The sequence below is a fragment of the Isoptericola sp. Y581 genome, assembly GCF_059445475.1.
Window position 1 is genome coordinate 409210 of the sequence record NZ_JCAIUK010000001.1, and the last position, 25350, is coordinate 434559.

The 25350-nt window shown below is 73.4% G+C and carries 22 protein-coding genes and 1 tRNA gene; 16 read left to right on the plus strand and 7 right to left on the minus strand.

Annotation, left to right across the window (positions count from 1 at the left end; all coding sequences use genetic code 11):
- Position 1: 1 nt before the first annotated feature.
- On the minus strand, positions 2–1009 hold the full coding sequence (locus tag AC1C2W_RS01895) for a tripartite tricarboxylate transporter substrate binding protein (protein WP_495388060.1): 1008 nt from the start codon (positions 1007–1009) through the stop codon (positions 2–4).
- A 135-nt stretch (positions 1010–1144) separates the two neighbouring features.
- Here AC1C2W_RS01895 and AC1C2W_RS01900 point away from each other — a divergent pair, with 135 nt between their 5' ends.
- From AC1C2W_RS01900 to AC1C2W_RS01925, 6 genes are all read left to right on the plus strand, one after another.
- A complete protein-coding gene (locus AC1C2W_RS01900; protein WP_495388059.1) occupies positions 1145–2029 on the plus strand; it encodes a LysR substrate-binding domain-containing protein in 885 nt (294 codons plus the stop codon).
- Between the two features lie 143 nt (positions 2030–2172).
- On the plus strand, positions 2173–3117 hold the full coding sequence (locus AC1C2W_RS01905; protein ID WP_495412218.1) for a 5-dehydro-4-deoxyglucarate dehydratase: 945 nt from the start codon (positions 2173–2175) through the stop codon (positions 3115–3117).
- Between the two features lie 51 nt (positions 3118–3168).
- On the plus strand, positions 3169–4776 hold the full coding sequence (locus tag AC1C2W_RS01910) for an aldehyde dehydrogenase (NADP(+)) (RefSeq protein WP_495388057.1): 1608 nt from the start codon (positions 3169–3171) through the stop codon (positions 4774–4776).
- Positions 4773–6098 (plus strand): enolase C-terminal domain-like protein, encoded by a 1326-nt coding sequence (locus AC1C2W_RS01915; protein ID WP_495412219.1) that lies wholly within the window; start codon positions 4773–4775, stop codon positions 6096–6098. The genes AC1C2W_RS01910 and AC1C2W_RS01915 overlap by 4 nt, the downstream gene beginning before the upstream one ends.
- A 14-nt stretch (positions 6099–6112) precedes the next feature.
- On the plus strand, positions 6113–7045 hold the full coding sequence (locus AC1C2W_RS01920; RefSeq protein ID WP_495412220.1) for an AEC family transporter: 933 nt from the start codon (positions 6113–6115) through the stop codon (positions 7043–7045).
- A 99-nt stretch (positions 7046–7144) separates the two neighbouring features.
- Positions 7145–8653 (plus strand): HNH endonuclease signature motif containing protein, encoded by a 1509-nt coding sequence (locus tag AC1C2W_RS01925; protein WP_495412221.1) that lies wholly within the window; start codon positions 7145–7147, stop codon positions 8651–8653.
- 61 nt (positions 8654–8714) lie between these two features.
- On the opposite strand, the gene AC1C2W_RS01930 is transcribed toward AC1C2W_RS01925, so the two are convergent.
- From AC1C2W_RS01930 to AC1C2W_RS01940, 3 genes are all read right to left on the minus strand, one after another.
- On the minus strand, positions 8715–9380 hold the full coding sequence (locus AC1C2W_RS01930) for an ABC transporter ATP-binding protein (protein ID WP_495412222.1): 666 nt from the start codon (positions 9378–9380) through the stop codon (positions 8715–8717).
- A gap of 58 nt (positions 9381–9438) precedes the next feature.
- Positions 9439–10947 (minus strand): FtsX-like permease family protein, encoded by a 1509-nt coding sequence (locus AC1C2W_RS01935; protein ID WP_495412223.1) that lies wholly within the window; start codon positions 10945–10947, stop codon positions 9439–9441.
- A 320-nt stretch (positions 10948–11267) separates the two neighbouring features.
- Positions 11268–11984: a hypothetical protein gene (locus AC1C2W_RS01940; RefSeq protein WP_495388052.1), complete on the minus strand. Its 717-nt coding sequence runs from the start codon at positions 11982–11984 to the stop codon at positions 11268–11270.
- Between the two features lie 174 nt (positions 11985–12158).
- Between AC1C2W_RS01940 and eno the strand changes: the two genes are divergently transcribed.
- The 4 genes from eno to AC1C2W_RS01960 all read left to right on the plus strand — a co-directional run bounded on the left by eno (position 12159) and on the right by AC1C2W_RS01960 (position 16733).
- Positions 12159–13439, plus strand: coding sequence for a phosphopyruvate hydratase (eno, locus tag AC1C2W_RS01945; protein ID WP_495388051.1), 1281 nt, complete (start codon positions 12159–12161; stop codon positions 13437–13439).
- Between the two features lie 324 nt (positions 13440–13763).
- Positions 13764–14492 (plus strand): FtsB family cell division protein, encoded by a 729-nt coding sequence (locus tag AC1C2W_RS01950; RefSeq protein WP_495388050.1) that lies wholly within the window; start codon positions 13764–13766, stop codon positions 14490–14492.
- Positions 14493–14545: 53 nt separating this feature from the next.
- Positions 14546–15454, plus strand: a complete 909-nt coding sequence (locus AC1C2W_RS01955) for an ATP-grasp domain-containing protein (protein ID WP_495412224.1) — start codon at positions 14546–14548, stop codon at positions 15452–15454.
- A gap of 4 nt (positions 15455–15458) precedes the next feature.
- Positions 15459–16733 (plus strand): glycosyltransferase family 2 protein, encoded by a 1275-nt coding sequence (locus AC1C2W_RS01960; RefSeq protein ID WP_495412225.1) that lies wholly within the window; start codon positions 15459–15461, stop codon positions 16731–16733.
- Between the two features lie 63 nt (positions 16734–16796).
- On the opposite strand, the gene AC1C2W_RS01965 is transcribed toward AC1C2W_RS01960, so the two are convergent.
- On the minus strand, positions 16797–18536 hold the full coding sequence (locus tag AC1C2W_RS01965; protein WP_495412226.1) for a sensor histidine kinase: 1740 nt from the start codon (positions 18534–18536) through the stop codon (positions 16797–16799).
- Positions 18533–19612, minus strand: a complete 1080-nt coding sequence (locus AC1C2W_RS01970) for a PIG-L deacetylase family protein (protein WP_495388046.1) — start codon at positions 19610–19612, stop codon at positions 18533–18535. The genes AC1C2W_RS01965 and AC1C2W_RS01970 overlap by 4 nt, the downstream gene beginning before the upstream one ends.
- Before the next feature lie 142 nt (positions 19613–19754).
- Here AC1C2W_RS01970 and AC1C2W_RS01975 point away from each other — a divergent pair, with 142 nt between their 5' ends.
- The 6 genes from AC1C2W_RS01975 to AC1C2W_RS02000 all read left to right on the plus strand — a co-directional run bounded on the left by AC1C2W_RS01975 (position 19755) and on the right by AC1C2W_RS02000 (position 24799).
- Positions 19755–20270 carry a DUF501 domain-containing protein gene (locus AC1C2W_RS01975; RefSeq protein ID WP_495388045.1) on the plus strand — a complete coding sequence of 172 codons (516 nt, stop codon included), beginning with the start codon at positions 19755–19757 and terminating at the stop codon, positions 20268–20270.
- Between the two features lie 63 nt (positions 20271–20333).
- Complete coding sequence (locus AC1C2W_RS01980; RefSeq protein ID WP_495388044.1) at positions 20334–21308, plus strand: Ppx/GppA phosphatase family protein; 975 nt, start codon at positions 20334–20336, stop codon at positions 21306–21308.
- Positions 21309–21404: 96 nt separating this feature from the next.
- A complete protein-coding gene (locus AC1C2W_RS01985) occupies positions 21405–21737 on the plus strand; it encodes a PadR family transcriptional regulator (RefSeq protein WP_495412227.1) in 333 nt (110 codons plus the stop codon).
- The gene (locus tag AC1C2W_RS01990) at positions 21734–23116 is read left to right on the plus strand and encodes a hypothetical protein (protein WP_495412228.1); all 1383 of its coding nucleotides are present in this window, start codon (positions 21734–21736) and stop codon (positions 23114–23116) included. Before AC1C2W_RS01985 ends, AC1C2W_RS01990 begins: the two co-directional genes overlap by 4 nt.
- 81 nt (positions 23117–23197) lie before the next feature.
- The gene (locus AC1C2W_RS01995; protein WP_495388041.1) at positions 23198–24649 is read left to right on the plus strand and encodes an NAD(P)/FAD-dependent oxidoreductase; all 1452 of its coding nucleotides are present in this window, start codon (positions 23198–23200) and stop codon (positions 24647–24649) included.
- A 76-nt stretch (positions 24650–24725) separates the two neighbouring features.
- A tRNA-Leu gene (locus tag AC1C2W_RS02000) sits at positions 24726–24799 on the plus strand.
- A gap of 2 nt (positions 24800–24801) precedes the next feature.
- Here AC1C2W_RS02000 and AC1C2W_RS02005 read toward each other — a convergent pair.
- A complete protein-coding gene (locus tag AC1C2W_RS02005; protein ID WP_495412341.1) occupies positions 24802–25350 on the minus strand; it encodes a CGNR zinc finger domain-containing protein in 549 nt (182 codons plus the stop codon).

Below are 25350 nucleotides of genomic sequence, written 5' to 3' on the forward strand. Positions count from 1 at the left end.
CTCAGTTCTCCGAGAGCGCGATGTCGTACGTCTCCGTGAGCTCCGCGTACTTGTCGGCGAGACCGTTCCACTCCTCGACGACCTCCTCGCCCGAGATCTCGTGCGGGGTCAGGAGCTGGGAGCTGTTGAACTCCTGGTAGGCGTCGGTCGCGAGGGCCGCGTCGATGGACTCGACGAGCCGCGCCTTGACGTCCTCCGGGAGCCCCTTCGGGGCGGCGACGGCGCGGTACTGCGCGACGGGGGCGTCGTAGCCCTCCTCGGCCGCGGTGGGCACGTCGGGCAGGTTCTCGTTGCGCTCGGTCGAGAACACCACGAGCGGGACGGCCTTGCCGGCGTCGATCTGCGGCTTCGCCTCGCCGAGCTGGACGGTGGAGACGTCGACCTGGTTGCCGACGACGGCGGTCAGGGCCGGCGAGCCGCCGTCGAACGGCACAGGGGTGCCCTCGATCTCGGCCTGCGCGAAGAGCAGCTCCTGCGCGAGCTGTGATCCGGTACCGACGCCGGTGGTGCCGAACTTGATGCCGCCCGAGGCGGCCTTCAGGTCGTCGACGGAGGTAAAGCCGGACTCCGTGCTGGCGACGAGGACGTAGTCGTCCTGCGACAGCCCCTTGAGGACGTCGAGGTCGTCGAGCGAGACGGCCTCGTCCTCCGGGAGCGCCAGGTTCGTGATGGTGATGAGGGAGGCGTTGAGCAGGACGAGGTTCTGGCCGTCGGCGGGCATGGCGGCCACCTCCTTGGTGGCGAGCGCCCCGTTTGCGCCCGGCTTGTTCACCACGGGGACGGCGACGCCCAGGTCGTCCGACATACCGTCGGCGACGGACCGCGCGATGAGGTCGGTGGAGCCGCCCGCGTCCTGGCCCACGGTGAAGGTGATGTCCTCGGTCGGGAAGTCGGACGACGACTCGTCGGTGGAGCCGCCGTTCACGTTCCCGCCGCAGGCGGCGAGGGCGATCACGCTGACGGCTGCGGTGGCGCCGAGGAGAGCCCGGCGCAGGGGGATGGTCATCAATGTCTCCTCATCGAGAACGGTCGGTGCGGCTTCGGGCGGTCCGGGGTCGTGAACCTCGGTCTGGCGGCGAGCCTAGGGAGCCGTACGATGCCTGTCTAAGCCACTTACAGCATTGCGTGAGTCCCGGAGGGCATCGTGTTCACCCTCGACCAGATCCGCTGCTTCGTCGCCGTCGCGCAGGAGCTGCACTTCGGCCGCGCCGCGGAGGCGCTGAACATGACCCAGCCGCCGCTCAGCCGGCAGATCCAGAAGCTCGAGCGGGTCGTCGGGGTCCTCCTGCTGGAGCGCGACAACCGACACGTCCGACTCACCACGGCGGGTGAGGTCTTCCTGACCGAGGCACGCCGCCTGCTCACCGCGGCGGACGACGCTCCGGCGCTCGCCCGCCGCATCGCGGCCGGCAGGGCGGGGGTGCTCCGTCTCGGCTTCACGGCAGCCACCGGGTTCAGCCTGCTGGGCACGCTGGTCCGGGCGATCGGCGAGCACATGCCGGGCGTCGACCTGGACCTGCAGGAGCTCGTCACGATCGAGCAGATCGAGGCGATCCGCCGCGGCGAGCTCGACCTGGCGCTGGGTCGCCCGCCGTTCGACGACAGCACCTTCGACTCCCAGCTCCTGCTGTCGGAGGACCTCGTGCTGGTGGTTCCCCACGGCCACCCGTTCGCCACACTGCGTCGCGCGGTCCGCGCCGGCGACCTGCGGGACGTCCCGTTGATCGGCCACCATTCCACCAAGGCCCGCTACTTCTACGACATGGTGGTGCGCTACGTCGACGTCGAGCACGTGAACGTGGTGCACGTCGTGAGCCAGATCCTCACGATGTGCTCGCTGGTGGCGGCCGGTCGGGGGGTCGCGTTCGTCCCGGAGTCCGCCCGCCTGCTCGGCCTGCCGGGGGTGGAGTTCGTCGACCTCGCCGACGTCCCCCACGCCGTCGTCGAGCTGCACGCGATCTGGGACCGGGACTCCCGGAACCCGGCGCTGCACGAGTTCCTCCGGATCCTGCAGCAGGTGCACGACTGAGGCGGACGCCCGGCAGGAGCTCCGACAGCGATGCAGGACGTGCATGATTCGATGCCATTCGGGGCTTGGACAGGCATCGTGAACGCTCCTTAGGTTGTCGGACGAACTGTCACCGCCGACGTCTGTCACCAGGAGGGGCCATCGTGGCCACGTACTCACCCTCGGAGCTCGCCGCCACCCTCAAGGAGGGCCTGCTCTCGTTCCCCGTCACCCCGTTCACCGCGGACGGCGAGGTCGACGGCGCCCGGTACACCGAGCACATCGCGTGGCAGACGAGCTTCGGGATCGGCGGCCTGTTCGCCGCCGGCGGTACGGGCGAGGGGTTCAGCCTGACGCCGGGCGAGGCCGCGCGCGTGATGGCGCTCGCCGTCGAGGCGGCGGAAGGGGCCACCCCCGTGCTGGGCAGCGCCGGCGGCAACACCGCGCAGGCAGTCGAGAACGCGCGGGCCGCCGAGGCCGCGGGTGCCGAGGGCGTCCTCCTGCTGCCGCCGTACCTCACCGACTGCGACCAGGACGGCCTGCTCGAGCACGCCTCCGCGGTGTGCGCCGCGACCGACGTCGGCGTCATCGTCTACAACCGCGCCAACGCCGTCTACTCCGCGCAGACCGTGGCCCGGCTGGCCGACCGGCACCCGAACTTCGTCGGCTTCAAGGACGCGCTCGGCGACATCGAGCAGCTCACGCGCGTGGTCGCGACCAACGGCGACCGCCTGTTCTACCTCGGCGGGCTGCCCACCGCGGAGACCTTCGCGCTGCCGCTGCTGCAGCTCGGCATGAGCACCTACTCCTCCGCGATGTACAACTTCGTGCCCGAGTTCGCGCTCGACTTCTACCGCGACGTGCGCCGTCTCGACCGCGACGCCGTCACCGAGAAGCTGACCCGCTTCGTGCTGCCGTACCTCGACATCCGCGACCGGGCCAAGGGCTACGGCGTCTCGATCGTCAAGGGCGGCCTCAAGGCCGTCGGCCGCGACCTGGGCGGCGTGCGGCCCCCGCTGCAGGACCTCACCGACCGGGACGTCGACGACCTGCGCGCCCTCGTCGACGCGGCGGGCATCCGGCCGGCCGACGTCGCGCTGGCACGCTGACCGACGACGCCCACACAGCCACGCGCATCCGCGCGCACCCTTGGAGGGACCATGACCGCCACCGCCGTCCTCACCGGGCACTCGATCGTCGCCGGCGCCCCGCTGGTGGGCGCCGCCGGCTCCGCGAGCAGCCACGACCCCGCCACCGACGAGGCTCTCGAGCCCGCCTACTCGCTGCTGTCCACCGATCAGCTCCCGCTCGCCACGGCCGCGGCCGAGGAGGCCTTCGCCTCGTTCTCCGCGCTGGCCCCGGAGCCGCACGCCCGGTTCCTGGAGCGCGTCGCGGAGAACATCGAGGCCGCGGGCTCCGCGATCGTCGGGCGCGCGCTGCGCGAGACCGGGCTGCCCGAGGCCCGGCTCACCGGGGAGCTCGCCCGCACCACCGGCCAGCTGCGCCTCTTCGCCGGCGTCGTGCGCCGGGGCGACCACCGCGGGGTGCGGGTCGACCCGGCCCTGCCGGACCGCACGCCCGCGCCGCGCGCCGACATCCGCCAGCGGCAGGTGCCCGTCGGCCCCGTCGCCGTCTTCGGCGCGAGCAACTTCCCCCTCGCGTTCTCCACCGCGGGCGGCGACACCGCGTCGGCGCTGGCCGCCGGCTGCCCCGTGATCGTCAAGGCGCACCGCGCCCACCAGGGCACCAGCGAGCTCGTCGGCCGCGCGGTCGCCGAGGCCGTCGCGGAGGCCGGCCTGCACCCGGGCGTCTTCTCGCTCGTCTACGGCCCCGGGGCGGAGGTCGGCCAGGCGCTCGTGCGCGACCCCGCCGTCCGGGCCGTCGGCTTCACCGGCTCCCGGTCCGGCGGGCTGGCCCTCGTGGCCGCGGCCGCCGCGCGCCCCGTGCCGATCCCCGTGTACGCGGAGATGAGCTCGATCAACCCGGTGGTCGTACTCCCGGGCGCGCTGGAGGGCGACGTCGATGCCCTCGCGAACGCCTACCTCACCTCGGTGACGGGGTCCTCGGGCCAGCTCTGCACCGCCCCCGGCCTGCTGTTCGCGCCGCGGTCGGAGCGCGGCGACGCCTTCGTCGACGCCGTGCGCCACGCCGTCGAGGCCGCCACCGGGCAGACCATGCTCACCGCCGGCATTGCCCGGGCCTGGCACGACGGCGTGGAGAGGCTCGCCGCGCAGGACGGTGTCACGACTACCGGTTCCGGGACCGCCGGGGCGACGAGCAACGCGCCCGCCCCGGCCGTCTTCACGGCCGACGTCGCGACCTTCCTCGCCAACCCCGTCCTCGAGGCCGAGATCTTCGGCGCCGCGTCCCTCGTGGTGCGGTACGCGGACGACGACGAGCTGCTCGCGGCCCTCGGGCGGCTGGAGGGCCAGCTCACCGCGACGCTGCACCTCACCGAGGCGGACCGTGACACCGCCGTGCGGCTCCTGCCCGTGCTGGAGCGCAAGGCCGGGCGCATCCTCGCGAACGGCTGGCCCACGGGGGTCGAGGTGGGGCACGCGATGGTGCACGGCGGCCCGTTCCCCGCGACGTCGGACGGTCGCTCGACGTCGGTCGGCACGCTCGCGGTCGAACGGTTCCTGCGGCCGGTCGCCTACCAGAACCTGCCGGAGTTCCTGCTCCCCGCGCCGGTGCGTCCGGACAATCCGTGGCGGCTGAACCGGCGCGTCGACGGCGCGCTCGAGCTCGCGCCCGAGGCCGCGCGGTGAGCACCCCGACGATCGACCGGGTCGAGGTCGTGCCGGTCGCCGGGCACGACTCGATGCTGCTCAACCTGTCCGGCGCCCACGGGCCGTTCTTCACGCGCAACGTCGTGATCGTCCACGACTCCGACGGTCGCGAGGGGCTGGGCGAGGTGCCGGGCGGCGAGAAGATCCGCGCGACGGTCGAGGACGCCGGGCGGCTCGTCGTCGGGCAGCCGGTGGCGCGGTTCCGGTCGCTGCTGCGGCAGGTCTCCGCGGCGTTCTCCGGCCGCGACGCCGGCGGGCGCGGCAACCAGACCTTCGACCTGCGCACCACCGTGCACGCCGTCACCGGCCTGGAGTCCGCGCTGCTGGACCTGCACGGCCAGGCGCTCGGCGTGCCCGTGGCCGAGCTGCTCGGCGAGGGGCAGCAGCGCGACGCCGTACCGATGCTCGGCTACCTGTTCTACGTCGGCGACCCGGACGCCACCGACCTGCCGTACCTTCGCGAGCCCGACGGCCCGGACGCCTGGTCGCGCCTGCGCCGCGAGGCCGCGATGACGCCCGAGGCCGTCGTCCGGCTCGCCGAGGCCGCCCGCGAGCGCTACGGCTTCGCCGACTTCAAGCTCAAGGGCGGCGTGCAGGCCGGCGACCTCGAGGTGGACGCGGTCGTCGCGCTCAAGGAGCGGTTCGGCGACGCCCGCATCACGCTCGACCCGAACGGCGGCTGGCTGCTCGACGAGGCGGTCCGCCTCGGGCGGCGCATGCGGGGTGTCGTGGCCTACGCGGAGGACCCGTGCGGCGCCGAGGGCCGGTTCTCCGGGCGCGAGGTCATGGCCGAGTTCCGCCGCGCGACCGGGCTGCCCACCGCGACCAACATGATCGCCACCGACTGGCGGGAGCTGGGGCACGCCCTCCGCGCCGACGCCGTGGACATCCCGCTGGCCGACCCGCACTTCTGGACGATGGCCGGGTCCGTGCGCGTGGCCCAGCTCTGCCACGAGCTCGGGCTTACCTGGGGCTCGCACTCCAACAACCACCTCGACATCTCGCTGGCGATGTTCACGCACGTGGGCGCGGCGGCGCCCGGCGAGATCACCGCGCTCGACTCGCACTGGATCTGGCAGGACGGGCAGGGCGTCACCACCGAGCCGCTGCGGATCACCGGCGGCGAGATCCGCGTCCCGACCGCCCCCGGCCTCGGCGTCGAGCTGGACCGCGACCGCCTCGCCACAGCGCACGAGCTGTACCGGAGGCGTGGGCTCGGCTCGCGCGACGACGCCGTCGCGATGCAGTATCTGGTGCCGGGGTGGGAGTTCGACCCGAAGCGCCCGTGCCTCGTTCGTTGAGGGGTCGCTGACGCGTGGGGGGCGTGCTCACCGGCTTCGCCGTCGTTCTGGTGCTGGTGGCGGTGGGCCTGGCGGTCACGTTGCTTCTGCCGGCCCGCGCGCCGGACATGCAGCGCGGCATCGCGCCGCTGGTCTACTACGTGACCAACCCGGCGCTGATGTTCGTGCTGGTCTCGGGTGCCGACGTCGACGCGGTGCTCGGCACGTATGCGCCGCTCGCGCTGATCACGGCGGCCGCCACGGGGCTGCTCTACGCGGCCCTCGCCGGCGGGATGCTGCGCCGGCCTGCGGGGCGCGTAGCGACCGGGGCGATGGCGGCCTCGTACGTCAACGCCGGCAACATCGGCGTCCCCATCGCGCTGTACGCGGTCGGCACCACGGCGCCGGTCGTCTCCGTCCTGCTCGCGCAGCTGCTCGTCGTCGCGCCGTTCTATCTGGCGGTCTTCGCGTGGTGCCGGCACAGGGCGGACGGCGGGTCCGGCGGCCTGGGGCGGACGCTCGCGCGCTCGCTCGCCAACCCCGTGAGCGTCGCCACGGCCCTCGGCCTGGCCGCCGCGCTGCTGTCGGTCGAGCTGCCGGAGGTGCTGGGCGCGCCGCTCGAGATGCTCGCCGACGCGTCCGTCCCCCTCCTGCTCCTCCTCTTCGGGATGGCGTTGCGCGGGCAGAAGCCGCTGGGCGGCGAAGCCCGCGCGGAGGTCGTGGCCGGCGCGGTGCTCAAGGCCGCGGTGATGCCCGTGCTGGCGTGGGTCGTGGGCCGGTTCGCCTTCCACCTCGACGGCGTCGACCTGCTCGGCGTCGTCATCATGGCCGCGCTGCCCACCGCGCAGAACGTCTTCCTCTTCGCCGGCCACTTCCGCCTGCCGACGACGGCCGTGCGCGACGTCACGCTGCTGAGCATGCTGCTCGCCCTGCCCGTGTCGCTGGGCATCGCAGTCCTCCTGGGCTGACCATGCTGCTGACCATGCTGCTGACCATGCTGCTGACCAGGCCGGATAGTTGTCCACACCCCCTGTCGGACCGGACTGACGAGCGCTAGACTCGAACGCATGTTCGAAGCCGTGGATGTCGAGGCCGTCGATGTCGCAACCCAGGTTGATCCTGGGCCGCGCCCGTCAGTGGGTGACGTGTCGACGGCGATCGACGAGGCGGTCCTGCTCCAGGCGTGGATCGACGCACTGGAGGGGCGCAGGCTGCTCGTGGTGGAGCGGGCACGGCGGGCGGCGGCCGGGTGCGAGCGGACGTTGCTGGACGAGACCGATCTCGAGGTGTGTCGCGCGTCGACGCTGCGGCGGCGGGAGCTGGCGCAGCGGGCGTTCATCGCCGATCTGGCGACGGCGCTGCGGTTGTCCGAGCAGCAGGCGACGCACCTGGTGGACACCGCGAAGACGTTGGCGGACGTCGCGCTGGGTGTCCGGGAGGCGGGCGCGCCCGCTACGTCGACGCTGATCGAGCTGTGCCAGGGGCGGTTCTCCTTCGCGCACGCCCGCGCGATCGCGGACGCTCTGGCGGACCTGCCTCATGCCCCTCCCGACACCGACGCTGCGCGGGTGCGCGCACAGGCGCAGGTGGCGATCGAGGCGGCGGTGCTGCCCGCAGCGGCGTGCGTGACGTTGCCGCAACTGCGCCGCCGGTTGCGGCGAGCTCGTGACCTGGCCCACCCGGAACCTCTCACAGCACGCCATGAGAGCGCCGCGACCAGGCGCGCCGTGCACCTCGACCCCGCCGCTGACGGCATGGCCTGGCTCACGGCCTACCTGCCCGCAACCAGCGCGCACGCCATCCACGACCGCCTCACCGGCAAGGGCCGACGGGCCAAGGACGCCGGCGACTGCCGCACGCTGGACCAGCTGCGCGCCGACGCGCTTGCCGGCCTCCTGCTCGCGACCACCAGGTCGACCGGCACCGCGACGCCCGGCACCGCTGCCCCGGCCCGGCGCGACGCAGATGATGCCCGAACCCATGTCGATGACGAGCCCGCCGTACCCGACCTGGCCGACCTCGCGCTCCACATCACCCCGAGCGTGCGGGTCACGGTCCCCGTCACGGCGCTGCTCGGTGGCGGCGCCCCAGCCGAGCTTGACGGGCACGGGCCCGTCGACGCGGACACTGCCGCCCGTCTGACCGCGCACGCGCCGTCCCTGCGGCGCCTGCTGGTCGACCCGGCCGACGGGCGCGTGCTGACCACCGATCCCGGCACCTACACGATCCCGGCCGCGCTGCGCGCGCTGCTACAGGCCCGCGACACCACCTGCCGGTTCCCTGGCTGCACCCGCACCGCCGCCCGCTGCGACATCGACCACGTCGTCGCTTGGGCTGACGGCGGCCGCACGACCGCGGACAATCTCGCGCATCTTTGCAGGCGGCACCACGTGTTGAAGCACCAGTCCCGATGGCGCAGCGAGGCCGGAGGCGACGGCGCCCTGATGTGGACCTCACCCACAGGACGCACCCACCAGGACCGGAACAGCTCGACGCTCGAACCCCCGCCACTCGAATCACCGTCCCACGACGCACCCCGCGCCTCCCAGCTCGATCCCGGACCGCCACCGTTCTGACGCGCCGGCAGAAGTTGGCCGCACACGCCGGGTCGGCGGACCTGGGGTAGTCGAGCAGCTGTCAGGCCGCCTCGGTGACCTTGCCGCCCGCGATGCGCAGCCGGCGCTGCGCGCGGCGCGCGACGACGGAGTCGTGCGTGACCAGCACGACGGTCAGGCCCTGTTCTTTCCACAACCCCTCGAGCAGCTCGACGATCTCGTCGCGGGTGGCCTCGTCGAGGTTGCCGGTGGGCTCGTCGGCGAGGAGCACGGTGGGGTTCTTGACCAGCGCGCGGGCGATCGCCACGCGCTGCTGCCCCCCGGACAGCTCCCCGGGCAGGTGGTCGGCGCGCTCGCCGAGCCCCACCTGCCCGAGGGCCTCGAGCGCCCGGTGCCGGCGCTCCGCCGTGGTGGTCTTCGCCGGCACCAGCGCGGTCTCGACGTTCTCCGCCGCGGTGAGCGTGGGGATGAGGTTGAAGTGCTGGAACACGAACCCCAGCCGCTCGGCGCGGGCGCGGGTCAGGCCCCGGTCGTCCAGGGCGGCCAGGTCCTCCCCGGCCAGCTTCACGCTGCCCGACGTCGGGCGGTCGAGGCCGCCGAGCATCTGCAGCAGGGTGGACTTGCCGCCGCCGGTGGGGCCCTGGATCGCGACGAGCTCGCCGTCGCCGATCTCCAGGGAGACGTCGGTCAGCGCGTGCACGGTGCGCTTGCCGGTGTAGGTCTTCGTGACGTTCTCGAGCTGGTACATGGGAGTCCTTCTTCGCTGGTTGAGCCGGCCGAGACCGCTGGTTGAGCCTGTCGAAACCTCAGGCGAGCGAGCGCAGCGCCTCGGCGGGGCGCAGGCGGGTGGCACGGCCGCCGCCGACGACGCCGGCGAGCAGGCCGCCGAGGACGGCGAGCCCCACGGCGGCCAGCACCACCCACAGGAACACCGGGGCGTGGAGCACCACGTCGACCGCGCTGCTCCCGGCGTCGGCCATCCCGCCGAACGGACCACCACCACCGCCGCCGCCCGGCATCGCGCCGCCGTCGGGCGCCCGTGCGCCGCCGGGGCCGCCGAACGTGAAGCCACCCCCGCCGGACGCGCCGGAGAGCGTGATGCCCGCCAGGTTGATCGCCAGCACGGCGACGCCGCCGAGCACGACGCCCGCGACGCCGCCGATGAGACCCTGGACCACGGACTCGCCCGCGACCTGACCCACGACGCGCCGCCGTGACCAGCCGATCGCCTTGAGCGTGCCGAGCTCGCGGGTGCGGCGGTTGACACCCGAGACGGTGAACAGGATCGCGAGGCCGAACGCGGCCACCAGCACCACGGCGCTGAGCCAGGTGCCGAGGGTCGAGACCAGCGACGACGCGGTGGAGAGCGAGCCGGTGACGTCGCCCGCGAGGTCGGACTGGGTGCTCACGGACACGTCGGGCAGCGCGGCCGCGACGGCGTCGGCCACGGCGTCCACGTGGTCGGCCGAGTCGACCGACACGTACACGTCGGTGACCTGTCCGTCGAGGTCCGCGAGCGACTGCGCGAGCGCCAGCGGCACGTACACGTCGGAGGCGGTCGCGACCCCCTCGCCGGCGGTGGACGTGACCGTGCCGACCACCTCGAGGTCGGTGCCGCCCACGGTGACCGTGTCGCCGACGGCGAGCTCCTGCTGCTCCGCGTAGGTCGCGTCGAGCACGGCCACCTTCGCGGGCTCGGCCGCGTCGCCGCCCTCGGCCGCGTCGCCGCCCTCGGCCGCGTCGCCGCCCTCGGCCGCGTCGCCGTCGTCGGGCTCCAGGCCTCGCCCGTCCGCGACCTCGACGGTGGTGAGCGGGCCGACGGCGTCCGTGGTCGGGTCCACCCCGGTCACGGTGGTGGAGTCGACCTGGAAGGCGCTGCCGCCGGTGCCGTCCGCGCCGCCGGTCGGCGGCTCCTGCGCGTCGTCGGAGCCGCCCGTCGACCCGCTCGGCCCACCCTGCCCGCCGCCGTCGCCCTGCTGCTCGCGCATCGCGTCGAGGTCCGGCACCTCGCCGGAGAACGACATGTTCTCGAGCGTGAGCGTCGCGGCCGCGCCGGTCACGTGGTCGACGCCGGTCACGGTGGCGAGGGCGGTGGCGTCGAAGGAGGCGGACCCGCGCACCACGCTCAGCCGGTCCTGATCGAGCGAGCGCGTGCCCTCGCCGTCCGGCTCGCCGTCCGTCTCGCCGTCCGTCTCGCCGTCGGTCTCGCCGTCGTCCGCGTCGAACTCGAACCGGCCGGGCCCGCCGCCCTCGCCGGGCTCGCCCGCCTGGGTCACGGTGACGTCGGTGCCGACGCCGTAGACGGACTCCAGCACGGACGCCTGGGCGTCGCGGACCCCGGCGGAGACGGACTACACGACCATGACCAGCGCGATCGCGACGGCCAGGCCGATCGCGACCACCACGGTCTGCTTGCGCCGGTGCCGCAGCTCGCGGCGCAGGTAGGTGATGAACATGGGACTCCTCGGGAGGAAGCACGAACGGCGGGGGTGGCTGCACTGCCACCGGACGCCCGGAACGTAGGCCCGGTGCCTGGGGCGGTCCTGCCGTGCGCCTGTGACCATCCTGTGAACCCGAAGATCAAGGCGGCCGGTGCCGCCCCGAACGAGGTGCCCCCGAGCGAGGGCGCCCGGCGTCAGTGCCGGTGCGGCTCGCTCCCGGGCTCGTCGGCCTCGTGCTCGGGGGCCCGCTCCAGCAGGCCCGCGATGCGCTGCTCGATCGCGTCGGTGGCGGCGTCGGGCAGCACAAGAATGCCCTCGAGCTCCTTGGTGGCCCGCCGGTAGGCCGACTGCCGCTCGGCCTGGGTGGAGCCCTCGTCGTCGGCCAGCGCGAGCAGCTTCTTCGCCCGGTCCAGCGACTGGCGCTCTGCGGGGGAGAAGTCGGACGCGCGCCGTCGCCGCGCCTCGGCCTCGGCGATGTCGAAGCGCACCTGGTACTCGCGGACGGCCTCGCGGTACCGGTCGAGGCGACGGCGGTCGCGGAGCTCCTCCGGGTCCTGCGGCCGCAGGCTCTCGGCGTCGCGCCGGGCCCGGTGGAAGTCGACGGTCACCTGCTCGCGCATGTCCGTCATGACGGGGTACTCGAGCACCTTGACGGCGTCGAGCTCGTAGTCGAGCCAGCGGCGCTCGGTCTCGTCGTGCGCCGCGATCGTCCGCTCGATCTCGCCGGTGAGCGCCTCGTCCGCCTCCAGGGTGGCGCGGTCCTGGGCGTGTTTGATCCGGTACATCTCGATCTTGTCCCGGCGCCGGCGCTCGTCCCACACCTGGGCGCCGCGGACCCAGCCGCCGATGATGCCGCTCAGCGGGAAGACGAGCCACCAGTAGGAACCGACGAAGTCCCAGAAACCGTTCACGTGTCCACGCTAGCGGGCGCGGTGCCCGCTCCGTGGTCGCGGGCGCCGGCGACCCGGTGCCGGTCTACGCTGGGGCACGTCAACCCAGCACCGTCGCGGGCGTCAGCGGCCCCGGGCACACTCGCTCGGGCGATGCCGCAGGGTCGCCCGCGGTCCCCGTCTGAAGGAGCACCCGTGGCAAGCATCGAAGCCGTTGGAGCACGCGAGATCCTCGACTCGCGCGGCAACCCCACCGTCGAGGTGGAGATCGCGCTGGACGACGGCACGTTCGCGCGTGCGGCCGTCCCGTCGGGCGCCTCGACGGGCGCCTTCGAGGCGGTCGAGCGTCGCGACGGCGACAAGGCCCGCTACCTGGGCAAGGGCGTCGAGGGCGCGGTCAACGCCGTCATCGACGACATCGCCCCCGAGCTCATCGGCTACGACGCCGAGGAGCAGCGCATCATCGACCAGACCCTGATCGAGCTGGACGGCACCCCGAACAAGGGCAAGCTCGGCGCCAACGCGATCCTCGGCGTCTCGCTCGCCGTCGCGAAGGCCGCCGCGAAGTCGTCCGGCCTCGACCTGTTCCGCTACATCGGCGGCCCCAACGCGCACGTCCTGCCCGTGCCGATGATGAACATCCTCAACGGCGGGTCCCACGCGGACTCGAACGTGGACGTCCAGGAGTTCATGGTCGCGCCGATCGGCGCCTCCTCCTTCAAGGAGGCCCTGCGCACCGGCACCGAGGTCTACCACTCCCTCAAGTCCGTCCTGAAGTCCGAGGGCCTGTCCACCGGCCTGGGCGACGAGGGCGGCTTCGCGCCGAACCTGTCGAGCAACCGCGCCGCGCTCGACCTCATCATCACCGCCATCGAGAAGGCCGGCTTCACGCCCGGCACGGACGTCGCGCTCGCGCTCGATGTCGCCTCCTCCGAGTTCTTCTCCGACGACAAGTACGCGTTCGAGGGCAAGAGCCTGCAGGCCGCCGAGATGATCGAGTACTACGAGCAGCTCGTGGAGGACTACCCGCTGGTCTCCATCGAGGACCCGCTGGACGAGGACGACTGGGAGGGCTGGAGCGCCCTCATGCAGCGCATCGGCGACAAGGTGCAGATCGTGGGCGACGACCTGTTCGTCACCAACCCGGAGCGCCTGGCCAAGGGCATCGAGCTCAAGGCCGCCAACTCGCTGCTGGTCAAGCTCAACCAGATCGGCACGCTCACCGAGACGCTCGACGCCGTCACGCTCGCGCAGCGCAACGGCTTCACCACGATGACCTCGCACCGCTCCGGCGAGACCGAGGACACCACCATCGCGGACCTGTCCGTGGCCACCAACGCCGGCCAGATCAAGACCGGCGCCACCGCCCGTGGCGAGCGCATCAACAAGTACAACCAGCTCCTGCGCATCGAGGAGGCGCTGGACGACGCCGGTCGTTACGCCGGCCGTTCGGCCTTCCCGCGCTTCCAGGTCTGACACCCCGGAGCCTCGACGACGGCCGGTCGCCCCGCGAGGGCGGCCGGCCGTCGTCGTCCCGCGAGGTCGTGTCGAAACTCGGCGAGGTAGTTCGAAACTCGGCGAGGTAGTTCGAAACTCGGCGAGGTAGTTCGAAACTTGGCGAGGTAGTCCTGATCTGCGCGAGGTAGTTCGGGTTGCGGGCTCGGTGGTGTGGGAGGTCTCGTCGCTGCGTTCGTCTTGCGCAGACCACGCCTCGTACTACCTCGCGGAGTTTCGGACTACCTCGCAGGCGCGCCGACGACGGTCCCCGGCCGGGGCGTCGCGGATCGGCAGAATCGGGGCGTGCCTGCCCGCCGACCGTCCTCGCCCGCCGCGCGTCGTCCCGCGTCGCGGCCCTCGGGCGCGCGCGGCGGCTCGGCACGGCCCACGACGACGGCGAACAGGTCGGTCGGCGCGTCGTCGTCGCCCCGCCCGAAGGCGTCCGGCACGAAGTCGGCTGGAGCAAAGTCCGGCACGAAGGCGGCCGGCGCGGCCGGCAAGGCCAAGGGGGCGGGCAAGGGCGGTTCGGGCCGGATGGCGTCGAGCGGTCGGCGCGGGACGCGCCGCCCGGTCGGACCGGCCCGCGAGGACCGCCGGCGCAGCCGCTACGGACTGGTGCTGCCGGAGGTGCTCACCGTCCGCCTCATCGTGCTGTCGGTGGTGGTGCTGCTGGCCGTGGTGCTGCTGCTGCCCACGGTGCGCGGCGCGGTGCAGCAGGCGGGCGAGCTCGACCGGCTGCGCGCGGAGCTGGCGCAGCACGAGTCGGAGCGGGACCGCCTGGACGTGGAGCTCGGGCGCTGGGAGGACCGGTCGTACGTCGAGGAGCAGGCGCGCTCGCGCCTCAGCTTCGTCATGCCGTCCGACAAGGTGTGGCGTGTCGTCGACCCCGACGCGGCCGGCCCGGACGACGTCGACCCCGTGACGGGCGAGGCCGTCGACGACGGCCCGGTGGGAACGGCGACAGGTCCCGGCGTGCCCTGGTATCAGTCCGTGTGGGAGTCGGTGCAGGTCGCGGACGGCGCCTCAGACTGACAGCGACGGTCCGTCCCCCTGCGGTTCGGGGTGCGCGACCCTACGATCCGAGCATGACGACTGCTGGTCCCAGGGTGCGGACGCTCCTCGTGACGGGCGCGGCCGGACCGGCGGGCCGCACGTTGGGAGCGCAGCTCGCGCGCCGCGCGGACGCCGCCGGACGGCGCGTCGTCGGGGTCGACCTGGACCCGGTCGCCGTCGCGGGGTTCGACGTCGTCGAACCGGTCCCCGGGGCACTCGATCCCGCGTACGACCGGGCGACCCTCGAGCTGCTCGAGCGCCATCGCCCCGACGTCGTGGTGCCGACCGTCTCCGAGGAGCTGCCCCGGCTCGCCGTGCTCGCCGAGGCTGCGGGCTTGGGGGACGGTGTGGTGTTGTCGGCCCCCGGCCCCACGGCCGTGGCGGCGGACAAGCTCCTGACCATGTGGGCGCTGGCCCGCGAGGACGTCGCCGTGCCGTGGTTCGTGGCCGCCGACGAGCCGACGTCGGCCGCGGACGCGCTGGCGAGGGCCGGCGGCCCCGTCGTGGTCAAGCCGCGCGTCGCTCGCGGCGGTCGGGGCGTCCACGTCGTCGAGTCGCCGGACGATCCCGTCTGGGCCGCCGTCGACGGGTCGTGGATCGTGCAGGCCTTCGCGCCGGGCGACGAGTACAGCCCGCAGGTGTACCGGTCGCCGGCCACGGGCCGGTGCACGGTCGTGGTCCTGGCGAAGACCGCGCTCAAGGAGGGACGCGTCGGGAACGCCGCCTCCGTCGAGCGGTTGCCCGACGGTGCGGCGGCCGACGTTGCCGAGCTGGCAGCGCGCACCGCGCAGAAGCTGGGCCTGGTCGGCCCGCTGGACATGGACGTGCGCCGGCTCGACGACGGCACCCCGGTGATCCTCGAGGTGAACTCCCGCTTCGGCGCGGTGTCGGCCGACGCGCCCGAGCTGATCGACGCGGTCCTCACCGACTGGCCGGGGTGAGGGCATGGTCACGGTGCTGACGGCGCTCGTGCTGGTGCTCGGCCTGTCGTTGCTGGTCGTGGGCGTGGGGCGGCTCGTGCTGGTGCCGTGGGCGCTCGTCTTCGAGGTGCGGCAACGGCGCGCGGGCACCGGACCGGCCGGGTACGGGCCGCTCTTCCTCGAGCCGCCGCAGGTGAGCGTGATCGTCCCCGCCTACGACGAGTCGGTGGTGATCGAGAACTGCGTGCGGTCGATCCTGCGCAGCGACTACCCGCGGTACGAGGTCGTGTGCGTCGACGACGGGTCGTCGGACGACACGTACGCACGCATGCAGGCACTGGCCGCCGCGCACCCGGCGGTCACCGCGATCCGCCAGGAGAACGCCGGCAAGGGCGCCGCCCTCAACACGGGGATCGCGGCGACCACCGGAGAGGTGCTCCTGCTGGTCGACGCGGATGGGCTCTTCCGACCCGACACGATCACGCGGATGCTGCGCGGGTTCCGGGAGCCCCAGGTGGGCGCGGTGTGCGGCAGCGACCGGCCGGTGAACCTGGACCGCGTGCAGACGCGGCTGCTGGCGCTCATCAGCCATGTGGGCACCGGGCTGATGCGCCGCGCCCTGGACGTGCTGGGCTGCCTTCCCGTCGTGTCCGGCAACATCGGCGCGTTCCGGCGCGACGTCCTGGAGCAGACCGGGCCGCTGCGCACCGACACCCTCGGCGAGGACCTTGAGCTCACGTGGCGGGTGCACCGCGAGGGGTACCACGTCACGTTCGCGCCGGACGCCCTCGTGTACGCGGAGTCGCCGTCCACCCTCCGGGGGCTGTGGCGGCAGCGGGTGCGGTGGGCGCGCGGGCTGCTGCAGGCGACCGAGCTGCACCGTTCGATGATCGGCCGTCCGCGGTACGGGGCGTTCGGGATCTACCTCGCGTACAACTCGTTCGCGCAGATCGTCGCCCCGTTCCTCCAGGTGCTCGGCATGGCCGCCCTCGCGGTGCTCGTCGCCGTCGACGGGCCCGGGTGGCTGCCGACGTCGTGGTGGGCGTGGATCCTCCTGGTGGGCCTGCCGCTGTCGCTGGGGCTGCTGCTGCTCGCGCTGCTCCTGGACCGCTCCCCGGGCGACCTGCGGCAGCTGTGGACTGTCGTCCTGTGGCCCCTCTACTCCCTGATGATGACGTTCGTCGTGCTCGAGGCCGTTCGGCGCGAGCTCGGGAACGCGGAGAACCGATGGGACAAGCTGGACCGGAGCGGGACGGTGTCTGTGCACGGGCTCGTCGACCAGGGCGAGCCTGGGGACTGAGGATCGCCCCCCGCCTCGCGCGGTGGAGGCCGCCGAGACGAAGGAGCGTCCGAGACCTCGACGTCACCCCGTTGTTCCATCTGACCGGCGCACACTGGGCGGCGCTGGCGGAGGGCTGGCTGCCGTGAGGTCTGGGAGGGCGACCTCGACCTGGGTGCCCTCGCCGGGCGTGCTGCGGATCGCCATCTCCCCGCCGTGGTCGTGCACGATCTGGTCCACCAGTGCGAGTCCCAGGCCGACGCCGCGGACCTGGCGGCGCCGCGTGTCGCGCGTGCGGTAGAAGCGTTCCGTCACGTGGTCGAGCTCGTCGGGTGGGATGCCGATGCCGTCGTCGGTGACCTGCAGCCGGGCCAGGCGGGTCCCGTCGGGCGCCGTCCCCGACGTGACCGCGACCCGGACGTGGCCGCCGTGCTCGCTGCGGGTGTACTTCGCCGCGTTGGAGAGCAGGTTGTGGACTATCTGCGCCAATCGCGCGGCGTCGGAGACGAGTGGCACCGACGGATCCCCGTCGACCGTGACACGCACCCCGGCAGAACGGGTGGTGGGCAGCTCGCTCTCGACCGTCTGCCGGACCACCTGGACCACGTCGACCTCCGCGGCCGTCAGCATGAACGTGCCGGAGACGATCTGCGCGCTCGTCAGGAGGTCGTCCACGAGGCCCAGCAGGCGGTGGGCGTTGCGCTCCACGACGTCCACGTACTCGCGCGCCTCGGCGTCGAGGCGGTCCCCGCCGAGCCGTAGCAGATCGACGTACCCGAGGATCGCGGACAGAGGCGTGCGCAGCTCGTGGCTCACCAGTCCGATGAACGCGTCCTGGTTGCGCTGCTCCTCGCGGCGCGCCGTGATGTCGGTCGCGACCGCCAGGTAACCCGTGGGCAGCTCGGGTTCGGGGCCGGCGAGGGCCGGGCGGGGGGTCACGACCAGCTCGAGTTCGCGGCGCGACCCGTCGGGGAGCTGGTAGTCCCATTCGTCGACCTGCGTGCCCCCGGCAGCGGCGGCGCCCAGGATCTCGGCCAAGGGCGGCCGACCGACCAGGAGATCCGTCACGACGAGACCGACCAGATCCTGCGCCGGCCGACCGAAGAGCCGGACGGCTCCCGTGTTGACGGAGGCGATCGTGCCCTCGGAGTCGGTCGCGAGGAAGGCCTGCGCGGTGGCAGCCTCGAGGATGCTGCGCACGGTGTCGCGGGAGTCTCGCAGCTGGTGCGCGCTCGCGGCGAGCTCGTCCCGGGCACGTTCGAGCTGGCGGGCCTGCCGCCGGGACAGGTCGACGATGCCGTGCGCCCCCACCGCCACGAAACCCATGATGATCAGGTCTACGAGCGCGTGGGTCGGTGAGGGGACCCATCGGGGGAGGACGTCCTGCCAGATCGTCGGCGCGAGGAGCACCGTGGCGGAGCCGAGGATCGCCAGCACCAGGCCGGCTCGACCAGGCTGCAGCGCGAGGCTGACCACCGGGAGGAACAACAGCGTGTCGAGCGCGGTGACGGCGTGACCGAACCCGTCCCCCATCAGCCCGATGGCGACCATCTGGGCCAGGGGGAGCACGAGCTGCCAGGCGTGCGGCCACCTGTCCCAGCGGCCCGCAAACCCCACGACCTGGACGAGGGCGATCGTCAGGGCCCCCGTCGTGACCTGCGCAGGGCTGCTGATCTCGATGCCGGGGGCCAGGAAGAGGAGGACGGCGAGGACGACGCCGACGGAGATCGTGCCGGGGAGCTGTCGAAGGCCCACCGCGTCGTCGGCGAACCATGCGTCGAGGGGGTGGGCCGAGCCGTCGCGCCCCGCCGACCGGCGCGTCATCGTCCCTCCGCACTGTGGAGGAGCTCGGAACCCTGGCCGTCGACGGCCAGGTCGGCGCGCACCGCGGACGCGGCCGCGACCGTCTCGCTCGCGCGGAGCGTCTCGAGCGGCTCCACCTCCCGCGCGCGGCTGTACCGGGACCAGTAGCGGGCCGTCGCACGCACCACGTCCGGCTGCATGTACTCCCGGTGCGCCTGCGAGGCGTAGGCGGCGAGCATCCGCAGCTTGGTCTCCACGAACCCCTCGATGTCCACGAACTGGTTCGGCGCGAATGCCACCGTGGACGACGGGCTCTGGAAACACCAGACGCTCGGCACGGTGCGGGCCGCGATCTCCACCGCCCGGTGGGCTGCCCGGTGGTCCTGGTGCCGGTCGTGCACGTCGTGCGTGTAGATGCGCTGGGGGTCCAGGTCGCGCACCACCTCCTCGACGGCGGCGATCAACCCGTCGGCGGGGTCGAGGCGGGTGTCGGGGAAGTCCAGGTGCACGAGCCGCGCGCCGACGACGTCGGCGGCCGCGCGTGCCTCCGCGCGGCGTGCGGCGGACTCGCCGCCGACCGCGCCGCCGGACAGGGTGAGGATCACGAGCTCGTCGCCGGCGGCGGCGTGGGCGGCGAGGGTCGCACCCACGCCGATCTCGACGTCGTCGGGATGCGCGCCGACGGCGAGCACCCGCTGCCGGGAGGACCTGCGCCGCTCCCGCGCCTGCCGCGCGAGCTCGGTGGCGCGCTCGACCACCTGCGACGCGGTGACGGGCTTGACCAGGAAATCGTCGACCTGCCCACGGATCGCCTCCACCGCACGGCTGACCGTCGGGTACGCCGTCACGATCATCACGGGCAACGTGGGGTCGAGCTGCTTCACCTCGGGCAGGATCTCCAGACCGGACCGCCCGGGGAGCTGGATGTCGCTCACGAGGACGTCGTAGGAGTGCTGCCGCAGGGCGGCCAGGAGCCCCTCTGCGGTGCCGGCCGTGTCGACGTGCATCCCGCCGTACCGTTCGAGGGCGATGCGTAGGAAGGCCGCGGTGTCGGCATCGTCCTCGAGGACGATGGCCCGGAGCTGGTCGTCGGCCACGGTGGACCTCTCGGGACGGGGCGGGGGACGGCACGCCTAAGCGGTACCGTACGCGACCGTACGCGCGGCCCGTGCGCGCCGCGCGGCGCAGCCGGGGGAGAATGGGCGCCGTCCCGCCCGCCGACCGCCCTCCGAGGTACCCGTGACCGACCAGCAGCCCCCCACCGACTCGTCGGTCGTCACCGACCGCGACCTCGAGGTGCTCGCCGAGCAGCTGGGGCGCGAGCCGCGCGGCGTCGTCGGCATCGCCGCACGCTGCGTGTGCGGCCGCCCGCTGGTGGTGCGCACCGCGCCGCGTCTGCCCGACGGCACGCCGTTCCCGACCACGTACTACCTGACGCACCCGGGCGCGGTCGCCGCGGCCTCGCGGCTCGAGGCGCGGGGCGTGATGAAGGAGCTGACGGAGCGGCTCGGGCAGGACGAGGAGCTCGCGTCCGCGTACCGGCGGGCGCACGAGCACTACCTGGCGCGGCGCGAGGAGCTGGGTCATGTCGACGAGATCGACGGGATCTCCGCGGGCGGCATGCCCACGCGGGTCAAGTGCATCCACGTGCTCATGGGGCACGCGCTGGCGACTGGGCCGGGCGTGAACCCGCTCGGCGACGAGGCCCTCGCCATGGTCCGCGACCAGTGGCGGCCCGACCGCTGCACCTGCTGACGGCGTCGGCCGGCATCGCCTCTCGACCAGCGAGAGGTCGGTGGCGGGTGAGAAGGTTTCCGCGTGACTGAACGCCCCACCTTCTCCTCCGCCGGTGCGCGGGTCGCGGCGATCGACTGCGGCACCAACTCCATCCGCCTCCTGGTGGCCGACATCGGCCCCGACGGCACGCTGACGGAGGTGGACCGGCAGCTGCGCATCGTCCGCCTCGGGCAGGGCGTGGACCGCACCGGCGAGCTCGCCCCGGAGGCGCTCGCGCGCACGTTCGCGGCGTCGCGCGACTACGCGCGGGTGATCGAGGAGGCCGGCGCCACGCGCGTTCGCTTCGTCGCGACGTCGGCCACGCGCGACGCGCGCAACCGGCAGGCCTTCGCGGACGGCGTCCGGGCGGCCGTCGGCGTCGACCCGGAGGTCGTCTCCGGGCGCGAGGAGGCCGAGCTGTCGTTCCGCGGCGCGACCGTCGGAGTGGCCGCGCAGCACGCGGGGCCGTACCTGGTGGTCGACCTGGGCGGTGGCTCCACGGAGCTGGTGCTCGGCACGACGACGCCGGAGGCGGCGCTCTCGCTCGACATCGGGTCCGTGCGCATGACGGAGCGCCACCTGCACTCCGACCCGCCCACCGCCGCCGAGGAGCAGGCCGCGCGCGCCGACGTGCGCGCCGCCCTGGACAAGGCAGCGCTGGAGGTGCCGTTCTGCCGGACCGCGACGCTCGTCGGGCTCGCCGGTTCCGTGACGTCGGTGACGGCGCACGCGCTGGCGCTGCCGGAGTACCGGCGCGACCGGGTGCACGGCGCGGTCCTCGCCACCGACGACGTGCTCGCCGCGTGCGACGACCTGCTGCACCGCACCCGGGAGCAGCGCGTCGCGCTCGGCTTCATGCACCCCGGCCGCGCGGACGTCATCGGCGCGGGGGCCCTGGTCTGGTCGGAGGTTGTGACGCGGGTGCGCGACGATGTCGCGGCCGCGGGCGGCGCGCTGACGCACGTCGTCACCAGCGAGAGCGACATCCTCGACGGCATCGCGCTCTCGCTCGCCTGAGCGACGCAAGCCCGACCGGCATCGTTCCGGCGCGTCCCTCCACTATTCCGCATCGCGCACTACTGTCTGTGGCGAAGCACTCAGGAGGAGAGCCGGATGGATACGACGCAGTTGCTCAAGGGGGTCCTCGACGCGGCGGTGCTCGCCGTCGTCGAGGAGGACGACGGGTATGGGTACGACGTGGTGCGCCGCCTGCGCTCCCGGGGCCTTGACGACGTGGGCGACGCCTCCGTCTACGGCACGCTCCGCCGGCTGTATGCGGCGGGGGCGCTGACCAGCTACGTCGTGCCGTCGGAGACCGGCCCGCACCGCAAGTACTACGGCATCACCGCGCACGGGCGCGAGATGCTCGCGATCCAGCGCAAGGAGTGGCAGGAGTTCGCCGGAACCGTCGGCGGCCTCCTCGGAAGCAGGAACGAGGCCGCATGATGATCACCGACGACAGCGCCGGGACCCCCGGCGGCGCCCACCCCACCCTCGGCACCGTCCTCGAGGCGCACGCCCGGGGGTACGCCCAGGCGGTCCGGCTGCAGCTCGAGGACCTCGGCCCGGAGGTCGTCGACGAGCTGACCGACGGGCTCGAGGCCGATCTCGCCGAGGCGCTCACGGACGCCGTGGCACCGCTCTCGTCGGCGTCGGCCGGGACGGCGCGCGCGGGCGGGACCTGGACCGCCGGGCACGGCCCGGCCGACGACGTCGCGCTCGACCTCGTCGCGCACTTCGGGCCCGCCGAGTCGTACGCGGCGGAGCTGCGCGCCGCGGCGGGGCTGCCCGCGGCGGTGCCGGGCGGCGGGCGGCGGCGCCGCGGCCGCCGCACGTTCGCCGCCCGGCGGGCGCTACTCGTCGAGCGCTGGCGCCGCGCCTGGAGCCCGGTCACGAGCACGCCCCAGTGGGCGCGGCTGCGCCGCCTCGGGGCCGACGTCCGCCCGGTCTGGTGGGTGGCGCGCGGCTGGATCGGGGGCGCGCTGCTCGTCGCCTGGTCCACCTGGAACACCGATGGCCAGCCGTCCCTCGTCCCGGAGGGAATGGGGGAGCTGCTCGTCATGGGCGGCTGCGCCCTCGTGAGCGTGCAGTGGGCTCGCGGCCGGTGGCTGCCCCGGCGGTGGCAGCCGCGTGTCACGGTCGCGGCGTCGGTCGCGGCAGTGCTGCTGGTGCCCGCGGTGGCCAACGCGACGCACGACGAGTCCGTGTGGGGCACGGCCGCGAACTCGGGCGGTGGCTCGTACGGCGCCGGGTACTCGGCGGGGCAGGACGACGCCCTCAACGTCGGGTACGGCGAGGCCTCCGACGGCGACGGCGTGTGGGTGGACGGCATGCAGGTGTCGAACCTCTTCGCCTACGACGCGAATGGCGACCCGATCAAGGACGTGCAGCTCTTCGACGACCGTGGCCGCCCCGTGCGGACGGTGACGACCGTCGGCGACGAGCAGGCGTGGACCGTGCCCGACGTCGAGGGCGCGTGGTACTTCAGCCCGAGGACGGCGGACGACGGGCGCGAGCGGTGGAACGTCTACCCGATGCGCGCGGTGCCGGAGGACGGGATGGAGTGGTCCGACGACGGCGGCAGCTTCCAGCCCCAGGTCGGCGTGCAGCCCGAGGAGATGCCATGGCCGTTCCTCAAGGCGCCGACGTCGGTCGGCGGCGCGGGGTCGGGCGCGTCGAGCGACCCGTCGGACGGGTCGTCGCCTGAGCCCTCGAGCACGCCCGAGCCCGAGAAGTCCCCGTCGTCGCGGAGCACCACGCCACCGCCCGGAAAGGGCGGCTCGGCAGCGCAGACGACGGCGGCGACGGAGGGTGCGGCCGGCTGATCCGGGGCGATCGGGGGCCCCGGGGGGTCGCACCGTGGACGCCCGACTGCGGGCCGCCGGAGCGGTCGTAGAATGGTGTCCATGCCTCAGAACGTTCTGTCGTCGGACACCCATGCCCAGGCCGCGCCCGCAGCGGCCCCGCGGCCCCGCAAGGTGCCTCGAATCATCGTCCTCGGCGGTGGGTCCGTCGGCCTCTACGTGGCGCGCCGGCTGCGCCGCAAGCTCGGCAAGCGTGAGGCGGCGATCGTCGTCGTCGACCCGCGGCCGTACATGACGTACGCACCGTTCCTGCCGGAGGCGGGCGCGGGCTCCATCGACGCCCGCGACGTCGTCGCCCCGCACCGCAAGGCGCTCAAGGGCGTGGACGTGCTGCAGGGCAAGGCCGTGCACATCGCCCACGGTGACAAGCGGGTGACGATCCGTCCCGAGGAGGGGCCGGACTACGAGGTCTCCTACGACCAGCTCGTCGTCGGCCTCGGCTCCGTGTCGCGCACGCTGCCGATCCCGGGCCTCGCGGAGAACGCGATCGGCTTCAAGAACGTGGAGGAGGCCATCGCCGTCCGCAACCACGTGCTCAACCGCATGGACGTGGCGTCCTCCACCTGGGACGCCGACCTGCGCAAGCGCATGCTCACGTTCACGTTCGTCGGGGGCGGCTTCGCCGGCGTCGAGGCGCTGGCCGAGATCGAGGACATGGCGCGGTACGCCACGCGCAACTACCCGACGATCGACGCGGACGACCTGCGCTTCGTGATGATCGAGGGCTCCGGCCGCATCCTCCCGGAGGTGTCCGAGCCCATGGGGCTGTGGGCGCTGGAGGAGATGAAGAAGCGCGGCATCGAGTTCCACCTCAACACGTTCCTCAGCTCCTGCGTGGACGGGCACGTCGTGACCTCCACGGGCGTGGAGTTCGACACGGAGACCATCGTGTGGACCGCGGGCGTCAAGGCGAACCCGGTCATCAAGGAGGACTCGGACCTGCCGGTCGACAAGCTCGGCCGCGTCATCGTGAAGCCGACCCTCCAGGTCGCGACCGACGACGGCGAGATCGTCCCCGACGCCTGGGCCGCCGGCGACTGCGCCGCGGTGCCCGACGTGCTCAACCCGGGCAGCTTCTGCCCCCCGAACGCGCAGCATGCGATCCGCGAGGCGACCAAGCTCGCGGACAACATCATCGCGATCAGCCGCGGGCAGCAGCCCGAGGAGTACTCCCACAAGAGCGTGGGCGTCGTCGCCTCGCTCGGCATGTACAAGGGCGTCGCGGAGCTGTTCGGCTTCCTCAAGCTGCGCGGCCCGCTCGCCTGGCTCGCGCACCGCGGCTACCACGTGATGGCGATGCCGACCGGCAACCGCAAGGTCCGGATCCTCATCGGCTGGATCGGCCAGGCCATCATGGGCCGCGAGATCGTCTCGCTCGGCTCGCTGCACGACCCGCGCGACGAGTTCCGCAAGGCGTCCGTGCCGCCGAAGAAGCCGGGCGAGAAGGTGGAGCAGAAGGCCGAGTCGTCGGCCGAGCGCGCCGAGAAGGGCTGACACCGCACCGGTACCGTGAGCGGGCGCCGGGTCGACCTCCTGCGAGGTCGGCCGGGCGCCCGCTCTCGGCGTATTCGCCCCCGTAGCCCAACTGGCAGAGGCAGCCGGCTTAAACCCGGCCCAGTCCCGGTTCGATCCCGGGCGGGGGCACCTCAGGAGGCGGCGTCCGCCTTCTTCCTGGCCCGGTAGGCCGCGGCCTTCATGCGGCTCCCGCAGGTCGCCATCGAGCACCACTCGCGACGGTGCCCGCGGGAGTGGTCGAGGTAGACCTGCGTGCACTCGGGCCGCCCGCACTCCCGGAGCGTCCGTGCCTGCCCGCCCCCGACGATCTCGACGGCCTCGCGCGCCACCTGCGAGAGCGCCTGCGCGGGACCGCCGTCCCGCGACCAGCCCTGCGCGCCCAGCACGGGAGTCAGCGGCGCGGTCGCCGCGACCCGGTTGACGACGCCGACCGCGTCCGCCGGGAGCGGCAGGTCGTGCAGGCGGGCCCAGACCAGCGCGTAGATCGCCTCCCGCAGCTCGAGCGCGGCCTCGAGGTCGTCCTCGTCGCAGGTGGTTCCGGAGGGCAGGAGCCCGGACTCGACGAACCAGGCGTCGAGGTCCGGCGGCGAGGCGAGCATCTCCGTCGGCTCCTCGTTGCGCCGTGCGCGCAGCGTGCCGACGAAGTCGAGGGCGAGGGTCCCGCAGGGGAAGGCATGCAT